Source organism: Arenibacter certesii DSM 19833 (assembly GCF_000429545.1).
Lineage (GTDB): Bacteria > Bacteroidota > Bacteroidia > Flavobacteriales > Flavobacteriaceae > Arenibacter > Arenibacter certesii.
This window is the reverse complement of sequence record NZ_AUCB01000023.1, coordinates 12,033-27,899: the sequence shown is the minus strand read 5'-3', so window position 1 is coordinate 27,899 and position 15,867 is coordinate 12,033. Positions and strand designations below refer to the sequence as shown.

At 36.9% G+C, this 15,867-nt stretch carries 13 protein-coding genes; 11 read left to right on the top strand and 2 right to left on the bottom strand.

Translation table 11 applies throughout. The features are described from left to right. Positions 1–23: 23 nt before the first annotated feature. From G466_RS0112705 to G466_RS0112655, 11 genes are all read left to right on the top strand, one after another. The gene (locus G466_RS0112705) at positions 24–2,057 is read left to right on the top strand and encodes a vWA domain-containing protein (RefSeq protein WP_026814010.1); all 2,034 of its coding nucleotides are present in this window, start codon (positions 24–26) and stop codon (positions 2,055–2,057) included. Positions 2,058–2,069: 12 nt separating this feature from the next. Continuing rightward, a complete protein-coding gene (locus G466_RS0112700; protein ID WP_026814009.1) occupies positions 2,070–2,885 on the top strand; it encodes a prohibitin family protein in 816 nt (271 codons plus the stop codon). Between the two features lie 259 nt (positions 2,886–3,144). Then, positions 3,145–4,002 carry an ATP phosphoribosyltransferase gene (gene hisG / locus G466_RS0112695; RefSeq protein WP_026814008.1) on the top strand — a complete coding sequence of 286 codons (858 nt, stop codon included), beginning with the start codon at positions 3,145–3,147 and terminating at the stop codon, positions 4,000–4,002. A gap of 53 nt (positions 4,003–4,055) precedes the next feature. Continuing rightward, on the top strand, positions 4,056–5,336 hold the full coding sequence (gene hisD, locus G466_RS0112690; RefSeq protein ID WP_026814007.1) for a histidinol dehydrogenase: 1,281 nt from the start codon (positions 4,056–4,058) through the stop codon (positions 5,334–5,336). Positions 5,337–5,407: 71 nt separating this feature from the next. After that, positions 5,408–6,466: a histidinol-phosphate transaminase gene (gene hisC / locus G466_RS0112685; protein WP_026814006.1), complete on the top strand. Its 1,059-nt coding sequence runs from the start codon at positions 5,408–5,410 to the stop codon at positions 6,464–6,466. Between the two features lie 2 nt (positions 6,467–6,468). Then, entirely contained in the window at positions 6,469–7,647 is a 1,179-nt protein-coding gene (gene hisB, locus G466_RS0112680) for a bifunctional histidinol-phosphatase/imidazoleglycerol-phosphate dehydratase HisB (RefSeq protein WP_051315649.1), read from the top strand. A 24-nt stretch (positions 7,648–7,671) separates the two neighbouring features. Continuing rightward, positions 7,672–8,259 (top strand): imidazole glycerol phosphate synthase subunit HisH, encoded by a 588-nt coding sequence (gene hisH, locus G466_RS0112675; RefSeq protein WP_026814004.1) that lies wholly within the window; start codon positions 7,672–7,674, stop codon positions 8,257–8,259. Positions 8,260–8,273: 14 nt separating this feature from the next. Beyond that, on the top strand, positions 8,274–9,011 hold the full coding sequence (gene hisA / locus G466_RS0112670; protein ID WP_026814003.1) for a 1-(5-phosphoribosyl)-5-[(5-phosphoribosylamino)methylideneamino]imidazole-4-carboxamide isomerase: 738 nt from the start codon (positions 8,274–8,276) through the stop codon (positions 9,009–9,011). A gap of 66 nt (positions 9,012–9,077) precedes the next feature. Then, positions 9,078–9,833, top strand: a complete 756-nt coding sequence (gene hisF / locus G466_RS0112665) for an imidazole glycerol phosphate synthase subunit HisF (RefSeq protein ID WP_026814002.1) — start codon at positions 9,078–9,080, stop codon at positions 9,831–9,833. Between the two features lie 82 nt (positions 9,834–9,915). After that, positions 9,916–10,536, top strand: coding sequence for a bifunctional phosphoribosyl-AMP cyclohydrolase/phosphoribosyl-ATP diphosphatase HisIE (hisIE, locus tag G466_RS0112660; protein ID WP_026814001.1), 621 nt, complete (start codon positions 9,916–9,918; stop codon positions 10,534–10,536). Between the two features lie 248 nt (positions 10,537–10,784). Continuing rightward, positions 10,785–12,197: a Gfo/Idh/MocA family protein gene (locus tag G466_RS0112655; protein ID WP_026814000.1), complete on the top strand. Its 1,413-nt coding sequence runs from the start codon at positions 10,785–10,787 to the stop codon at positions 12,195–12,197. A 710-nt stretch (positions 12,198–12,907) separates the two neighbouring features. Here G466_RS0112655 and G466_RS0112650 read toward each other — a convergent pair. Next, positions 12,908–13,738, bottom strand: a complete 831-nt coding sequence (locus G466_RS0112650) for a DUF1853 family protein (protein ID WP_026813999.1) — start codon at positions 13,736–13,738, stop codon at positions 12,908–12,910. A gap of 222 nt (positions 13,739–13,960) precedes the next feature. After that, complete coding sequence (locus G466_RS0112645) at positions 13,961–15,682, bottom strand: sulfate adenylyltransferase (protein ID WP_026813998.1); 1,722 nt, start codon at positions 15,680–15,682, stop codon at positions 13,961–13,963. Positions 15,683–15,867: the final 185 nt, after the last annotated feature.

Genomic DNA, 15,867 nt, shown 5'->3' with positions numbered 1-15,867 from the left:
GTGATGCGCTAACTTTTAATTTAATGCAAACAAATACAGTACTATTTATATTGCTCGCGGCAATAGCTTCGTTGGCACTTGTACTGTTTCAATACAAATACAGGACCAAAGGAAAGGGAAAGTTACTTTGGGGACTTTCCCTTCTTCGGTTTATATCTGTATTTGGACTTTTATTACTTCTTATCAATCCCAAATATGAGCGTAGGACGCTTACAACGGAAAAAGCCAATTTGGTGTTTTTGGTTGATAATTCATCTTCTATCCGAGTTGAGGATGGCGAAAAGGTGGACGCCCTAATATCTGCATTAAAAGCTTCGGAATCTCCTTTGTTAGAAAGGTTTAATCTGGTCACCTATACATTTGGAAATGAATTACAGGAAGGGGATAGTCTTACCCTTAATGAAAATAACACCAATATTTCCAAGGCCTTGGCAGGGGTAAACGGGGTTTATGGTAAGTTGAATACCGCAGTAGTGTTATTTTCTGATGGAAATCAAACTTTGGGAGAGGATTATGAGCATTATGGGAAAAGGCAGAACCTCCCCATTTACCCAATTGTGCTTGGCGATACTACTAGCTATGAGGATATAAGAATAGTACGGGTAAATAGTAACAGATATGCATTTCTCGATAATAAATTCCCTATAGAAATTTTTGTTTCCTACGAAGGAAAGCAGGCTGCTACTTCAGAATTGAGGATACTTGTAAACAATAAATTGGTCCACAAGGAAAAAGTGTCACTTTCTATGGCCAATACTGCTAAGACCGTCAATGCCCAAATATGGGCTAATAGTGTGGGAGTAAAAAATATTCGCGTTCAGTTGACTCCCCTTACAAACGAAAAGAATATTCGTAATAATGAAAGTCGTTTGGCGTTGGAAGTATTAGATGAGAAAACCAATATTGGAATTATATCCAATATTCTTCATCCAGATATAGGAGCCCTCAAAAAAATTGTGGAAAGTAATGAGCAGCGGTCTGCTAATCTCTACAAGCCAAACGTAGATTTGGCCCAACTGGAATCTTTGGACCTGTATATTTTGTATCAACCTGATGCTTCGTTTGATAGAATATATAAACAAATGACAATGCGTAATTCCAACTATCTTATTATTGGTGGTACGCACACCGATTGGCAATTTCTGAATAAAGTACATAAAGGCTTGCATCTGGAAAGTGGGTATCCAGTTCAGGAGGTTTTCGCCGACCTTAATCCCGCGTTCTCCAAATTTGATATATCTGATTTTACTTTTAATGGATTTCCTCCTCTGGAAACAGATGTAGGTCCTGTTATGATTTTTTCTCCACACGAAAGCCTGTTGAATATGAGCAGTAAGGGAATTTCTATGCATATCCCACTATTGGCGGTAATAGAAGAAGGTGTCGTAAAATCTGCCTTTTTATTTGGAGAGAACATTTGGAAGTGGCGGATGCATTCCTTTAAAGAAGAGGGGTCATTTAAGAATTTTGATGATTTTTTCGGAAAACTGATGCTTTATTTAAATACCAATTCTGGGAAGAATAGGTTTAGCGTAGCGTATAATCCAATTTACAATAACAGTAACGATGCAATTATACAGGCTTCCTATTTTGATGAAGCGTTTAGAATGGATCCTAATGCATCCATTAGACTTAACTTAAAGGATTCTACCTTAAATAGTATACAGGAGATACCTATGTTGCTAAAAGGCAACCACTTTGAAGCCGATTTAAGAAATCTAGATCCAGGCAACTATAGTTTTACTGCCACGGTGGAAAAAGAGAATTTAAGCAAGAGCGGTAGTTTTGCTATTTTGGATTTTGATGTGGAAAAACAGTTTACTTCCAGTAATTATAAAAAGCTTTCTAGACTTGCTGATAATACCGGGGGTGAATTATTTTTTCCACAAGAAATGGATAGTTTGCTCAATGCTCTAGGGAGTGCCCAAAGATATGTGCCTACCCAAAAAAGCAAACTAAATGTTGTACCTTTGATCGATTTTAAAATTGTCTTGGGGATAATCGTTCTAGTGCTAGCACTAGAGTGGTTTATTAGAAAATATAATGGATTAACTTAATAAATAACTTGAATGGATAAATTACCTAAAATTGCGTTGCCAGTAGTATTTGCTTTTATTGTAGTAGTAATATTAATTTCTAAATCTGCTGTTACCATAGATTCTGGACAGGCAGGTGTTCTGTACCGAACGTTTGGAGGGGGTGTAGTTACTGATGAGCCACCCTTAGGAGAAGGGTTTAATCTTGTAGCTCCATGGAACAGTGTTACGATCTACGAGGTAAGACAGCAAGAGGTTTTTGAAAAAATGAACGTATTGTCTTCCAATGGATTGGATATTAAATTGGATGCATCTATATGGTTTGAGCCTGTTCGTCAGGAACTAGGGAAATTGCACCAGGAAAAAGGTGAAGATTATGTTCAAAGGGTTCTTTTGCCTGCTATTCGTTCTGCGGCTAGGTCTGTTGTTGGCCGTTATACGCCAGAACAACTGTATTCTAGTAAAAGGGATGCCATTCAGCATGAAATTTTTGAAGAATCAAAGAAAATAGTACAAAACCAATATGTTCAGTTGAACGATATTTTGGTGAGGGATGTTACCTTACCAGCTACTATTAAGGAGGCGATTGAGCGAAAACTAAAACAAGAGCAAGAATCTTTGGAGTATGAGTTTAGACTTGTAACTGCACAAAAGGAAGCTGAAAAAGTTAGAATTGAAGCTCAGGGTAAAGCCGATGCAAACTTAATTCTAAGCGCTTCTCTGAATGATAGGATTCTTCAGGACAAGGGTATAGATGCGACCATAAAGCTATCTGAATCCCCAAATTCCAAGGTTATTGTTATTGGAAGCGGTGAGTCTGGATTACCAATAATTCTTGGGAATCAATAAACATAACTTTAATATAGATTTTATATAACAATTTCGATTCAAATTGTGTTGTATAAATTTCACAAGGTTGAAAATATATTTTACTTTTGTAATAGTATGAAAAACAACAGGAAACATCATCATCATTTCTATACCTTCGTTCAGGCGAGCTAGGAATGTGTTGTTGTACCTATACTATATTCTAACCCGTTTGAGCAATCAAACGGGTTTTCTATTTAAAATTATGATTTGATCTGCTCGGACAAATAAAAAAATACGAATGAATAAAATTAAAATTGCAATTCAAAAAAGTGGTCGTTTAAATGTAGATTCTCTTCAGATTTTAAAAGATTGTGGAATCTCTATTGATAACGGAAAAGATCAACTAAAGGCAAGTTCCAGAAATTTCCCTTTGGAGGTATTTTATCTTCGGAATGGAGATATTCCTCAATATTTACGTGATGGGGTTGTAGATATCGCCATCATAGGAGAAAATGTGCTGATTGAAAAAGGAAATGATATATCCATTGTAGAAAAATTGGGGTTTTCTAAATGTAAGGTCTCCCTAGCGATTCCTAAATCTGCAAATTATAACTCCGTAAAGGATTTCCAAGGAAAAAGAATTGCCACATCCTATCCCAACACAGTAGATAATTATCTTTCGAGCAAAGGGGTAAAAGCAGATCTCCATATAATCACCGGATCCGTAGAGATAGCACCAAACATTGGATTGGCAGATGCCATTTGTGATATTGTATCCAGCGGTAGTACCTTATTTAAAAACAACTTAAAAGAAGTAGAGGTAATGCTAACGAGTGAAGCGGTCTTGGCCGTTTCCCCAAAAATATCTCCTGAGAGCACTCTGTTATTGGATAAATTACACTTTAGGATCAAATCTGTATTACTTGCTAGAAAAAGTAAATATGTATTATTAAACGCACCAAACGATAAGCTAAAGGAGATCATAGATCTTTTGCCAGGAATGAGAAGTCCTACCGTACTCCCATTGGCAAAGGAAGGCTGGAGTTCTGTACATACCGTAATTAATAAGGACAAATTTTGGGAAGTTATCCAAGAGCTAAAAGAGGCGGGTGCCGAAGGTATTTTAGTCTGTCCTATAGAAAAAATGGTACTCTAATTTTAATTATCAATTTTTCCAGTCATCAAATTGGAAAATAGCATATATAACGGATGAACAAGATTTATAACCCCATTAAAAAGGATTGGACCTCCCTTTTAAAAAGACCTACCCAAACTGTGGCCGATATTGAAAAAATGGTAGATCCTATTTTCCTGGAGGTAAAAAATAGCGGAGATACGGCGATTAAAACGTATACTGAAAAATTTGACCGCGTTTCAATTGAAAACTTCTCGGTAACCAAAGAAGAAATAGAAATAGCAGCTTCACAAGTTCCCGAAAATTTAAAATTAGCTATTCAACTAGCTAAAAGAAATATTGAAAAGTTTCATGATGCCCAGCGAACAGATAGAGTGTCCGTAGAGACTTCTACAGGTGTTCATTGTTGGCAAGAGAAGAGACCTATCCAAAAAGTGGGATTATATATTCCGGGAGGAACAGCTCCACTATTCTCTACAGTTCTAATGTTGACCGTACCCGCTAATTTGGCTGGTTGTAAGGAAATTGTACTTTGCTCCCCCCCAAATAAAGAAGGGAAATTGCATCCTGCTATTCTGTATACGGCGAATCTCTGTGGAGTAACTAAAATTTTTAAAGTTGGTGGAGTGCAAGCTATTGCTGGAATGACCTTTGGAACAGAAACTATTCCTCAAGTATACAAAATATTTGGTCCAGGGAATCAATATGTAACCGTTGCTAAGCAGATTGCCACTAAATATGGTATTGCAATCGACATGCCAGCCGGGCCAAGTGAGCTTCTAGTAATGGCAGACGACTCTGCTAATGCGGCTTTTGTAGCATCCGATTTATTGAGTCAGGCCGAACACGGTGCAGATAGCCAAGTAATTCTTGTGTCTACTTCCAAATTGCTGATAAGTGAGGTTGAACGCGAAGTAGAAGAGCAAATAAAACTGTTGCCTCGTCAGGAAATCGCTAAAAAATCTATTGCAAACAGTAAGTTGATCTATGTAGAGGATAAGGATATCGCTGTTGAGCTAATTAATGAATATGGGCCGGAGCATTATATTCTTTGTGTGGAGAATGAGTCATTTTTTTTGGATAGGACCTATAATGCAGGATCCGTGTTTATAGGCAACTATACGCCAGAAAGTGCGGGGGACTACGCGTCCGGAACCAATCATACCCTTCCTACCAACGGTTATGCCAAACAATACAGCGGCGTAAACCTAGATAGCTTTATGAAAGCGATTACTTTTCAAAAGATATCCAAACAAGGTATTCAAGGGATTGGGGAAACTATAGAGTTAATGGCAGAGGCCGAAGGCTTGTTTGCCCACAAGAATGCAGTATCCCTAAGATTAAAAAGTTTATAAATTTAGTAAGGGAAAGATAAGCGAAATGGTATTCGTAAATATGGTTTCCCTATTAGTATTAAAAATTAGAAATGAACCACAACACTTTTGATATAAATAATTTAGTCCGTAAGAATGTAAGGGCATTAAGGCCTTATTCTTCAGCTAGGGACGAATATGTTTCTGACGGATCCCAGATGGTATTTTTGGATGCAAATGAAAATCCATTTGAAACAGGGGTAAATAGATATCCAGATCCTCAGCAAAGAAACTTAAAAGGGGCATTGGCCACTAATAAAGGCGTATCGGCACATCAAATCCTATTGGGAAATGGGAGTGATGAAGTTTTAGACCTATTGTTCAGGGCTTTTTGTGAACCCAAGGAAGATCATATAATTACATTACCCCCTACGTATGGGATGTACCATGTTTTAGCTGGTATAAATAATGTGGAGAATAATAAAATTTTATTAACTCAAGATTTTGAACCTAATGTTCCCGAAATCCTAAAATTAGCTAATGAAAAAACTAAACTGCTATTTCTTTGTTCGCCCAATAATCCTACCGCAAATAGTTTTAATAACCATCTCGTTAAAGAGCTTTTAGAAAATTTTAAAGGACTAGTGGTAGTGGATGAGGCTTATATTGATTTTTCTAAGGAAGAAAGCTGGATCAGTAAATTGGACCAATATCCCAATCTGGTAGTCACCCAAACGTTGTCCAAAGCATTTGGAATGGCAGGAGTAAGATTAGGGATTTGTTACGCTTCCAATGAAATTATTAATGTCCTGAATAAAATAAAGGCTCCCTATAATGTAAATGAATTGAGCCAGAAAAGGGCATTGGAGCGTATTTTAGATGTAAATGCCGTGAATAAAGAAATATCGGATATCTTATTAGAGAGAGAAAGGCTTTCCAAAGTATTAGGGGAATTAAATTTTGTGGAAAAAGTTTATGACTCGGATGCTAATTTCATTCTGGTCAAGGTAGACAACGCTACAAATAGGTATAAGCAGCTATTGGAAAACGGTATCGTAGTTAGGAACAGGACTTCGGAGCCACTTTGTGAGAATACCTTGAGGTTTACCGTTGGGACCAAAGAAGAGAATAAAAAATTGATTCGTGTTTTACAACAAATAACAACCGCTTAATTATGAGTATAGAAGTAAATAAAAATGCTGACCAAGTTGGTAAAATAGGGAAACAGGTCCTTTTTATAGATCGGGATGGAACGATGATCAAGGAACCAGCTGATGAGCAAATCGATTCTTTTGAAAAATTAGAATTTTATCCCAAGGCATTTACTTTTTTAAGTAAGATAGCCAAGGAGCTAGACTATGAGCTGGTAATGGTGACTAATCAAGATGGATTGGGAACAGATTCTTTTCCAGAAGATACCTTTTGGCCTGTCCATAACTTTATAATGAAAACCTTTGAGGGGGAAGGAGTTGTTTTTGATAAGGTTTTTATGGACAAAACCTTTCCACATGAAAATGCAGCTACGCGTAAACCAAGAACAGGATTATTAACGGAATACTTTTCAGAAGCGTACGATCTATCTAATTCTTTTGTAATAGGAGATCGTTTAACAGATATAGAATTAGCCAAAAACCTTGGCGCCCAAGGAATATTCATTAATGATGAGACCAATTTTGGAGTAGGGGAGATTACTGTAAAACGTAAGGACTTGGATTCCCATATAGCACTTGAAAGCAATGATTGGGAGAAGATATATGAGTTTTTAAAATTAAAGAACAGGGTTTCTGAAACCTATAGAAAAACGCATGAAACCGATATCTATATAAAATTAAATTTAGATGGTACCGGGAAGAGTAACATTGATACGGGCTTAGATTTTTTTGATCATATGTTGGACCAGCTGGCTAGACATGGCCAGATGGATCTAGATATTAAGGTTAAAGGGGATTTGGAAATAGATGAACACCATACCATAGAAGATACCGCAATAGCCTTAGGAGAGGTTTTCCATAAAGCCTTGGGAAATAAGCTTGGAATGGAACGCTATGGATTCTGTTTGCCAATGGATGATTGTTTAGCCCAAGTGGCTATCGATTTTGGCGGACGTAATTGGTTGGTCTGGGAAGCAGATTTTAAGCGGGAGATGATAGGAAAGATGCCAACAGAAATGTTTTATCATTTCTTTAAATCCTTTACAGATGGGGCAAAAGCCAATTTAAATATTAAAGCCGAGGGAACCAATGAGCACCATAAGATAGAGGCTATTTTTAAAGCCTTTGCAAAAGCTATTAAAATGGCATTAAAACGTGATGTAGAGAAAATGGTACTACCCAGTACCAAGGGCCTATTGTAAAGTAAGCATCGTTAAAAACGAAGAATGAAAATAGTAATAATCGATTACGGGGCCGGAAATATTCAAAGTATTAAATTTGCTATCCAACGATTGGGATATGAGGCGGTGCTTAGTCATGATGTAAAGGAAATTAAGGAAGCGGACAAGGTTATCTTTCCTGGGGTTGGTGAAGCTAGTAGTGCCATGAAAAAACTACGTGCCAGTAAGCTAGACTCTATTATCCCTGAATTAAAACAACCAGTTTTAGGAATTTGCCTGGGCATGCAACTGATGTGTAAATCTTCCCAAGAAGGCAATACCTTAGGGCTTGGAATTTTTGACGTGGAGGTGGTTAAATTTCCCAAAACCGTAAAAGTACCACAAATCGGATGGAATCAAATCAGTAACTTGAAATCAAAATTATTCAAGGAGGTAAAGGAAAATGAGCATATATATCTAGTACATAGTTATTACGCTCCGGTTTGTAAAGAAACCATTGCCCAGTCTGACTATGCAATAAACTATAGTGCGGCCCTACAAAAGGATAACTTTTTCGGAACCCAATTTCATCCCGAAAAAAGTAGTTTAGTGGGGGAGCGGATTTTGAAAAATTTTCTTGTCCATATCAATTAGAATAAAATAACATAATGAGAATAATACCGGCAATAGATATTATAGACGGAAAATGTGTGCGTCTTTCCAAAGGGGATTACAATACCAAAAAAATATACAATGAAAACCCTTTGGAGGTGGCCAAAGAATTTGAGGCTCATGGTATAGAATACCTGCACTTGGTAGACTTGGATGGTGCAAAGGCGAGCCATATTGTAAATTATAAAGTACTGGAGCGGATTGCTAACCAAACGAGTTTGAAAATTGATTTTGGAGGTGGACTAAAGACCGATGTAGATTTAAAAATTGCATTTGAAAGTGGAGCAAACCAAATCACCGGGGGTAGTATAGCGGTGAAAGACCCAGAAACATTTATAAGGTGGATCACAACCTACGGAGCTAATAAAATTATACTTGGCGCCGATGCAAAAAATGAAATGGTTGCTGTTTCTGGATGGACAGAGGAATCCAAGGAGGAACTAATTCCCTTTATACAAACGTATCAAAAGGAAGGGATAAAATCAGTAATTTGTACCGATATAAGTAAAGATGGAATGTTACAGGGCCCATCCTTTGAACTGTATGAAAGAATTATTGCCCAATGTGGGCCTCAGCTTTTTCTTATTGCAAGTGGCGGTATCTCTACTTTTGATGAGCTTCCCCAATTGGCAGAATTAGGTTGTGAAGGCACAATAATTGGAAAGGCAATTTATGAGAATAGGATTACCTTAAAACAATTGGAAGAATTTATTTTAACTAATAAATCAAATTAAACATAGATATGGCCAATATCAATTCTATCAATAGGAAAAGGAATAATTGGTCTTTAAAAAAATAGTATGCTAACAAAAAGAATCATACCCTGTTTAGATATTAAAAATGGAAGAACAGTTAAAGGTGTTAATTTTGTAGATCTCCGGGATGCAGGGGATCCAGTGGAATTAGCAGAAATATATGCCAAAACAGGAGCAGATGAATTGGTTTTTTTAGATATCTCTGCAACAGAAGAGGGCAGACGTACCTTGGCAGATCTTGTTTTGCGAGTGGCCGAGAAGGTGAATATCCCTTTTACCGTGGGTGGGGGAATATCGTCTGTGGAAGATGTAGATATTCTTTTGCAAAATGGAGCAGATAAGGTTTCCATTAATTCGTCCGCAGTAAAAAATCCACAATTGATCAATGATCTAGTCGCCAAATTTGGTTCACAATGTATTGTTGTGGCTATTGATGCTAAAGAGATAGATGGGGAGTGGATTGTACATTTGGTAGGAGGGAAAGTACCTACTAAGCTCAACCTCTTCAATTGGGCCAAAGAAGTGGAAGAACGTGGTGCAGGGGAAATATTATTTACGAGTATGAACCATGATGGGACTAAGAATGGATTTGCTAACGAAGCTTTGGCAAAACTATCAACAGAACTAAATATTCCTATAATTGCCTCTGGTGGAGCGGGTAAAATCTCCCATTTTACTGACACCTTTATTGATGGGAAGGCCGATGCAGCACTGGCTGCTAGTGTATTTCATTTTAAAGAAATATCTATTAAAGAATTAAAAGAAGAGTTGCATAGAAATGCAATTCCAGTTAGATTATAAATCGTGATGGGGTAATGCCGTAAAGAGATAAAGAATAAAAACCTCTCTTTTTAAAAGCCACCAATACATCAATTTTTAAAAAATGACCATAGATTTTAATAAGAATAAGGACGGATTGGTTCCAGCTATAATACAAGACGCTAAAACGAAGAACGTACTTATGTTGGGCTATATGAATCAGGAAGCTTATGACCTTACTGTAGCGACCAAAAAAGTCACTTTCTTCAGTCGCACAAAAAACCGCCTTTGGACCAAAGGAGAGGAAAGTGGCAACTTTCTTAATTTAATCACGATTCAGTCGGACTGCGATAGTGATACGCTATTGGTAACAGTAGATCCTGTGGGACCTACTTGCCATAAAGGAACAGATACTTGTTGGGGACAAGAAAATACAGGTGGTTTCGAATTTTTAAGTGAATTGGAAAACATTATAGAAAATAGAAAAGCCCAAGCAGACGGAACAGTATCAACTCCCGAAGGTGCTAAATCCAGTTATGTTTCTTCGCTTTTTAAAAGTGGCATTAACAAAGTAGCCCAAAAAGTGGGTGAAGAAGCCGTAGAGGTGGTCATAGAGGCTATGGACAATAATGAGACCCTTTTTAAAGAGGAAAGTGCGGATCTTCTTTTCCATTATCTGATACTGCTTCAGGCAAAAGGATACAAATTAAAGGACGTCGTTAAAGTTTTAGAAGCGAGACATTAAGCTCCAATATAGCATATTATGGAGAATTTCAGTCTGGTTTTTGTGTAATACTGGCTACTGTTGATATCTCAAAAATACAGGATTGTAAATAGATTTTATTAGGACTAATCAAAGGATAGTAATACGAAATGAACTTATCAAGATCCTGGTGTAAAATGTTTAATTTATAACAGGATAATTTTTAATTTAAAAATTAATACTATCTTCAGCCATTAGAAAAATTAAGATTTAAAAAATAAAAATATGCTATGAAATCAAATAGGAGAGATTTTATAAGAAAAACATCCATTGCAGGTATGGGATTGGCAATGGCACAAGGATGGGCAAGTTCTTTATCCAACAAAAGTTTAATTGATGCGCCAACACCAAGTCTAGGTGCTACTTATATGGGTGGTTTTTCTGCTCCAAAATTGGATACAGTAAGATGTGCCTTTATTGGAGTAGGTGCTCGTGGCTCCGGTCACGCTCATCAAATCGCTTCTATTGAAGGTACCGAGGTGGTTGCTATTTCCGATCTTTATGAAGATAATGCTCAAAGATCTGCAGATAAATGCAAGGAGAATGGTAAGGGAACTCGCCACCAAAAAATTAAATTATATACCAAAGGGGAGAACGATTGGAAGAAAATGTTGAAAAGGGAGAAGCCCGATGCTGTTTTCGTTAGTACTCCTTGGGAACTACATGCTCCTATGGCCATTGAGGCCATGAAAAGCGGTGCTCACGTTTTTGTAGAAGTCCCTTTAGCACTTACCATTGAAGAAATGTGGGAGATAGTGGACACTTCTGAAAAGACACAGAAGCACTGTATGATGATGGAAAACGTAAACTATGGTAGGGAAGAGCTTCTATATCTAAATATGTGTAGGCAAGGAGTAATTGGTGAGCTTCTACACGGTGAAGCTTCCTATATTCACGAACTAAGAAGCCAGATGAACGAAGTTGATCGTGGTACAGGTTCTTGGCGTACACCACACTATGCACACAGAAATGGTAATTTGTATCCTACCCATGGTTTAGGGCCTGTTGCGCAGTATATGAATTTAGCTAGAGGAGAGGATAACTTTAAATTTATAAATTCTTTTTCCTCACCTGCTAAGGGCAGGCAACTTTATGCCGCCAAAAATTTTCCAGCTGATCATAAATGGAACCAGCTCGACTATAAAGGGGGGGATATAAATACATCTATTGTTAAGACTACGCTTGGTAGGACTATAATGGTACAATGGGACGAAACTAGTCCAAGACCGTACACTAGACATAATCTAATACAAGGTACTAAAGGAACTATGCAAGGATTCCCAACTAGAATCGCTTTGGAAGGTGGATTTGAAGGGGGACCAAAAGATCACCATTCTTTTGGAGAAGGAGAGCAACTTGCAAAGATTTATGAGAAGTATGAGCACCCTCTATATCTAAGATTGGGAGAATTATCCAGAAAAATGGGTGGACACGGTGGAATGGATTTTATGATGCTTTACCGAATTGTAGAATGTTTGCGTAATGGACAACCATTGGATCAAAATGTATATGAAGGGTGTTACTGGAGTGCCGTTGGTACTTTAAGTGAAGTTTCGGTAGCCCAAAATGGCGCACCGCAAGAATTTCCAGATTTTACTAGAGGGAATTGGAAGACCACTGCACCTTTAGATATTATAGGTTAAACGATTAAGTGTTTTGTTAGAAAAGCCGTTACTTTTCTTAAATGCCTTCCTAAAGGTAAATAAGAAAGTCAACGGCTTTTTTATTTCTATAAGTAATCCTAGATATCCTTAGTAAATAGTAAAGCTCAAGTCAATTACCTCAGGGTAAGTTTTTAAACATCGGCGTAAATTATCTTGAATTGGAACGGCCGGCGAGCGTAAAAGTGTTCACATCTCAGTGTGTAGAAACTATTCACTGGTAGCAATTGCATGTTTATCTAACGCTTCAAGTAATTCTAAACTACCATTTAAAACGTTTTTGCTGTAAAATCTGCCCCGATCCCAATCCGCTGGATCTTAAGCATGCTTTGTAGCTGCCAATATGTGCTTAATTTTATCGGCTAAATCATTGCTGTCGTTTTCTTTTAACATATACAAAATCTTTTCATATGACTTATATGCTTTTTCTGAATAATATAACCTGATGGTCAAAATTATTCGGGTTCACTGCGCTTTAAGCATGATTTAGGGTATAAAAGACTGTAGAATTAACAAGGTCGCAATTATTCCTAGCAGAAGTAGTACCGAAAATAAATTACGAAAACAATATTAGGTAGCGTTTTTTCATAGGAGTAGGTTGGTAATTTGGGTAATGAAAACGAAGAATCAGAAAAGAAATTTTATACCAATCCTAATTAAATAAATTTAAAGTTATTAAAATAATTAGACTTTCAACTTGTGGGATTACGCCAAAGTACAAACATTTTTTCTATAATCGTTTCACTTTTTTTTAACCACAGAAGTGGCGCATTTTTATTTTTTATACGAATGGTAATATCTTCTAAGATGGTAAAATAAGACCTCCATTCTACATTATTATGAGGTGGTAATATCCATTCAAGTTTACTAGGAATATAGTATTGGTATAATTTAAATTCCTCGGAAATAAAATCAGCGCAAGAAATCCAAGTCCCGCTAATACACTGTTGGTTAAAAGGTGTCAGATCTATTTCTCGGTGAAAATATGGGGTAAACAATTGGGACTTAAAACAAACCTGGGGAGTTAACCCAGTAGGGTCTATCCCATGTTCAATTAAGGTTTCTTTTCCTTCTTTACTTCCTGATAGCGTTAACTGATGGTTAATTAATTTGTCTTTCTTTTGTAAAAAGGTATCCCTATGGTTTGGACCAATAAGTTGCTCGTCTAATTGGGTGGTTTTATCTCCTGTAACAATATAAAACTTATAGGTGAGCTCCAGATGTATAAATTGCTTGTTATCAATATTTTGAAGAATAAAATCCATTTCTCCTTGAGTGATTTTGTTCTTCCTTATAGGTATACTGTTACCAAGTACTTTATAAGTATTGGAATGTAATAGTAACTGGTGAAATATAAATTCTAATTGATGGCCTAGTCTAAGCTTTTCAGGGATAAGAGGTGGCTCAAATTCCTGTACAGGGTTAGGCGTAAAAATAAATTGTTCCAATCCCTCATAGCTGTTATACCATAGAGGAGGGGTACTTTTAAATGCCTGATATAATGATAGATTTTGGTTGTTCATATACTACAGTTTCCTGATCCCTTCAAAAGTAGGCGCACCGTGGTTGTCCACAAAATAGTTTAATGCTAAACTATTTAATAGGCTTAAAATATTAATGTCAACCCTAAAAACCCCCTCAAGGGTTTAGAAAAGGTAACCTGAAAGTGTTGGAAAAAATTCTTTAAGGTTACCCTAATATTGAATTTTCAATTTTTCTCTATAACTGATACGCAAAGACTTTTGTTATTTATCTTTATTTGGTTCATCACTTCCTCTATAGCGTTTATATGGCAAGAGATTCCAAGTGCGATATTTTAGATCTTCCTTACGAATAGGATAAGGAATGTCTTTTAGAATCTTTTTTGCAACCTCTAATTCGTGAGCCGCTTCCTTCTTATCTTGGTACATAAATTCGTCTGAAGCGGTATCCGAAGCTTGTTCTACTTTCTCTTCTAAATCTTGTATTACTAGTTCTTGTTGTAATTGGGCTGCTTCACGAGCCTCTGTTATCCAGTTAGGTTGTAAATTTCTATTGATATCACTGCTACTGCTATACTCTTCAAAAATGTTTCTATAAATTCGATCAGCATTCGAACGGACATCCATATTAACCAATTCTAAATCGGTATTTGTTAAATCGTCCCATTTCAATGGTTTACTACGTTTTCTACCTCCTAAAGCATTTAGTTCCGCGTAAAAAGGGAAAATGGCTTTAATTGTTTTTCCAACTGGAGAAATAGAATTATTGTTTTCGTCAAGACCTTTAGGTTGGACTCCCTGCATTGCTATCCGTGCAGATTCTGGCCTAACAATTTCTTTTGGAGGCATAATCCCATGGCGTAGCATTTCTCTAATTCCCGTACCTGAAATATTAATCCGATATCTTTCATCATGAGGACAAGATTGATTTGTTGCTAAAGTGTTACAGCGTGTGCAATGAAAAACTTCATAGAACAATCGGATATCGATCCCTAATTCTTTAGGGGAAAATTCATCAAAAATAGAATGACTTGCATATTTATCGTAGAAATCACCAATTCCCGCATGGTCTCGGCCAATTAGTGCATGTGTACAGCCGTAGTTCTTCATAATTAATGCGTGTAGCACTGTTTCCCGAGGTCCGGCAAAAATATAGGTTACCCTTAAAGGAGATAGAATTGCTCTATCTTTGGGGTAGTAGGTATCTAGAACACTTCGGTAAGACAGCATCCGGAATTCATGACGAGTGTATTCACGTTTAGCCATCTCTACTAATGGTTGAATTAACAAGCCATCAATCTCTTCTAAGGCATTTCTATGGATATATTCATGCCCTCTATGGAGTGGGTTGGCTCCCGTAATAAATCCGGCAACAGATCGGAATTTTTTCTCTTCATAAAATTGTTTCCATGTATCCTTTGGTTCTAACCTCAGTTTTTCAAATGGCCCCCAATCAACTCGGCGTAACAATTTAAGCGTTCCTCCCAATGCTGTATTCCCCATTCTTCGATAGATTGCATCCACCCCAGGATGATTTCGATCTGTGGTTCCAAAAAGTTTTGAAGCTCTATACTCTCTATCGTAAGAAAAAATATCGTTCAGTAAAAGAATAGCAATCGGATTTTTATTCTCATCAATTAAAGCTACTTCATCCCCAATTGCCAGTGTATCTACTACCTCTTTGTTACGGTCGCCTGTAGGAGCAAAACTTAAAGGTACTGGCCAAACAAGGCCATTTTCTAAACGCCCTTTACTAAGTACCGATTTGTAGTTGGCTTCATTCATAAAACCCTCATTGGGAGATAACACCCCTGTTGCGATCATCTCTACCGTAATCACGGCCTCCATGTCTATCATAATTGCAGGTAGATATGTCGCTTTCTTTAGCGCTATTTCTAGCTCTACTCCCTTTAAAACTAAATCGACTAATTTGCCACCATGTGGCTGTTGCGGATAATTCCCGAACTTTTCTTCTTTTTTAAACATAATTTTTTACTTCATTTTTTCTTCGTTTCAATTCGGGTTTCCACACTTTTATTCCAATTCAGTTAAATGAATCAAAGTGTTATGGAAATTACCGATACATTAAATACCGAATCATTAAACTAACGAGGTACTAGCTTAATTAGGCACCCTCCTAAATTGATTAAACCTTTAAGATACCCTATTTA

Bases quoted from the DNA above. Each gene is read 5' to 3' on its own strand.
- hisH (WP_026814004.1), top strand. From the start codon at position 7,672: ATGAAAATAGTAATAATCGATTACGGGGCCGGAAATATTCAAAGTATT.
- hisC (WP_026814006.1), top strand. From the start codon at position 5,408: ATGAACCACAACACTTTTGATATAAATAATTTAGTCCGTAAGAATGTA.
- hisA (WP_026814003.1), top strand. From the start codon at position 8,274: ATGAGAATAATACCGGCAATAGATATTATAGACGGAAAATGTGTGCGT.
- hisB (WP_051315649.1), top strand. From the start codon at position 6,469: ATGAGTATAGAAGTAAATAAAAATGCTGACCAAGTTGGTAAAATAGGG.
- hisF (WP_026814002.1), top strand. From the start codon at position 9,078: ATGCTAACAAAAAGAATCATACCCTGTTTAGATATTAAAAATGGAAGA.
- G466_RS0112650 (WP_026813999.1), bottom strand. From the start codon at position 13,738: ATGAACAACCAAAATCTATCATTATATCAGGCATTTAAAAGTACCCCT.
- G466_RS0112705 (WP_026814010.1), top strand. From the start codon at position 24: ATGCAAACAAATACAGTACTATTTATATTGCTCGCGGCAATAGCTTCG.
- G466_RS0112700 (WP_026814009.1), top strand. From the start codon at position 2,070: ATGGATAAATTACCTAAAATTGCGTTGCCAGTAGTATTTGCTTTTATT.
- G466_RS0112645 (WP_026813998.1), bottom strand. From the start codon at position 15,682: ATGTTTAAAAAAGAAGAAAAGTTCGGGAATTATCCGCAACAGCCACAT.
- hisIE (WP_026814001.1), top strand. From the start codon at position 9,916: ATGACCATAGATTTTAATAAGAATAAGGACGGATTGGTTCCAGCTATA.
- hisG (WP_026814008.1), top strand. From the start codon at position 3,145: ATGAATAAAATTAAAATTGCAATTCAAAAAAGTGGTCGTTTAAATGTA.
- hisD (WP_026814007.1), top strand. From the start codon at position 4,056: ATGAACAAGATTTATAACCCCATTAAAAAGGATTGGACCTCCCTTTTA.
- G466_RS0112655 (WP_026814000.1), top strand. From the start codon at position 10,785: ATGAAATCAAATAGGAGAGATTTTATAAGAAAAACATCCATTGCAGGT.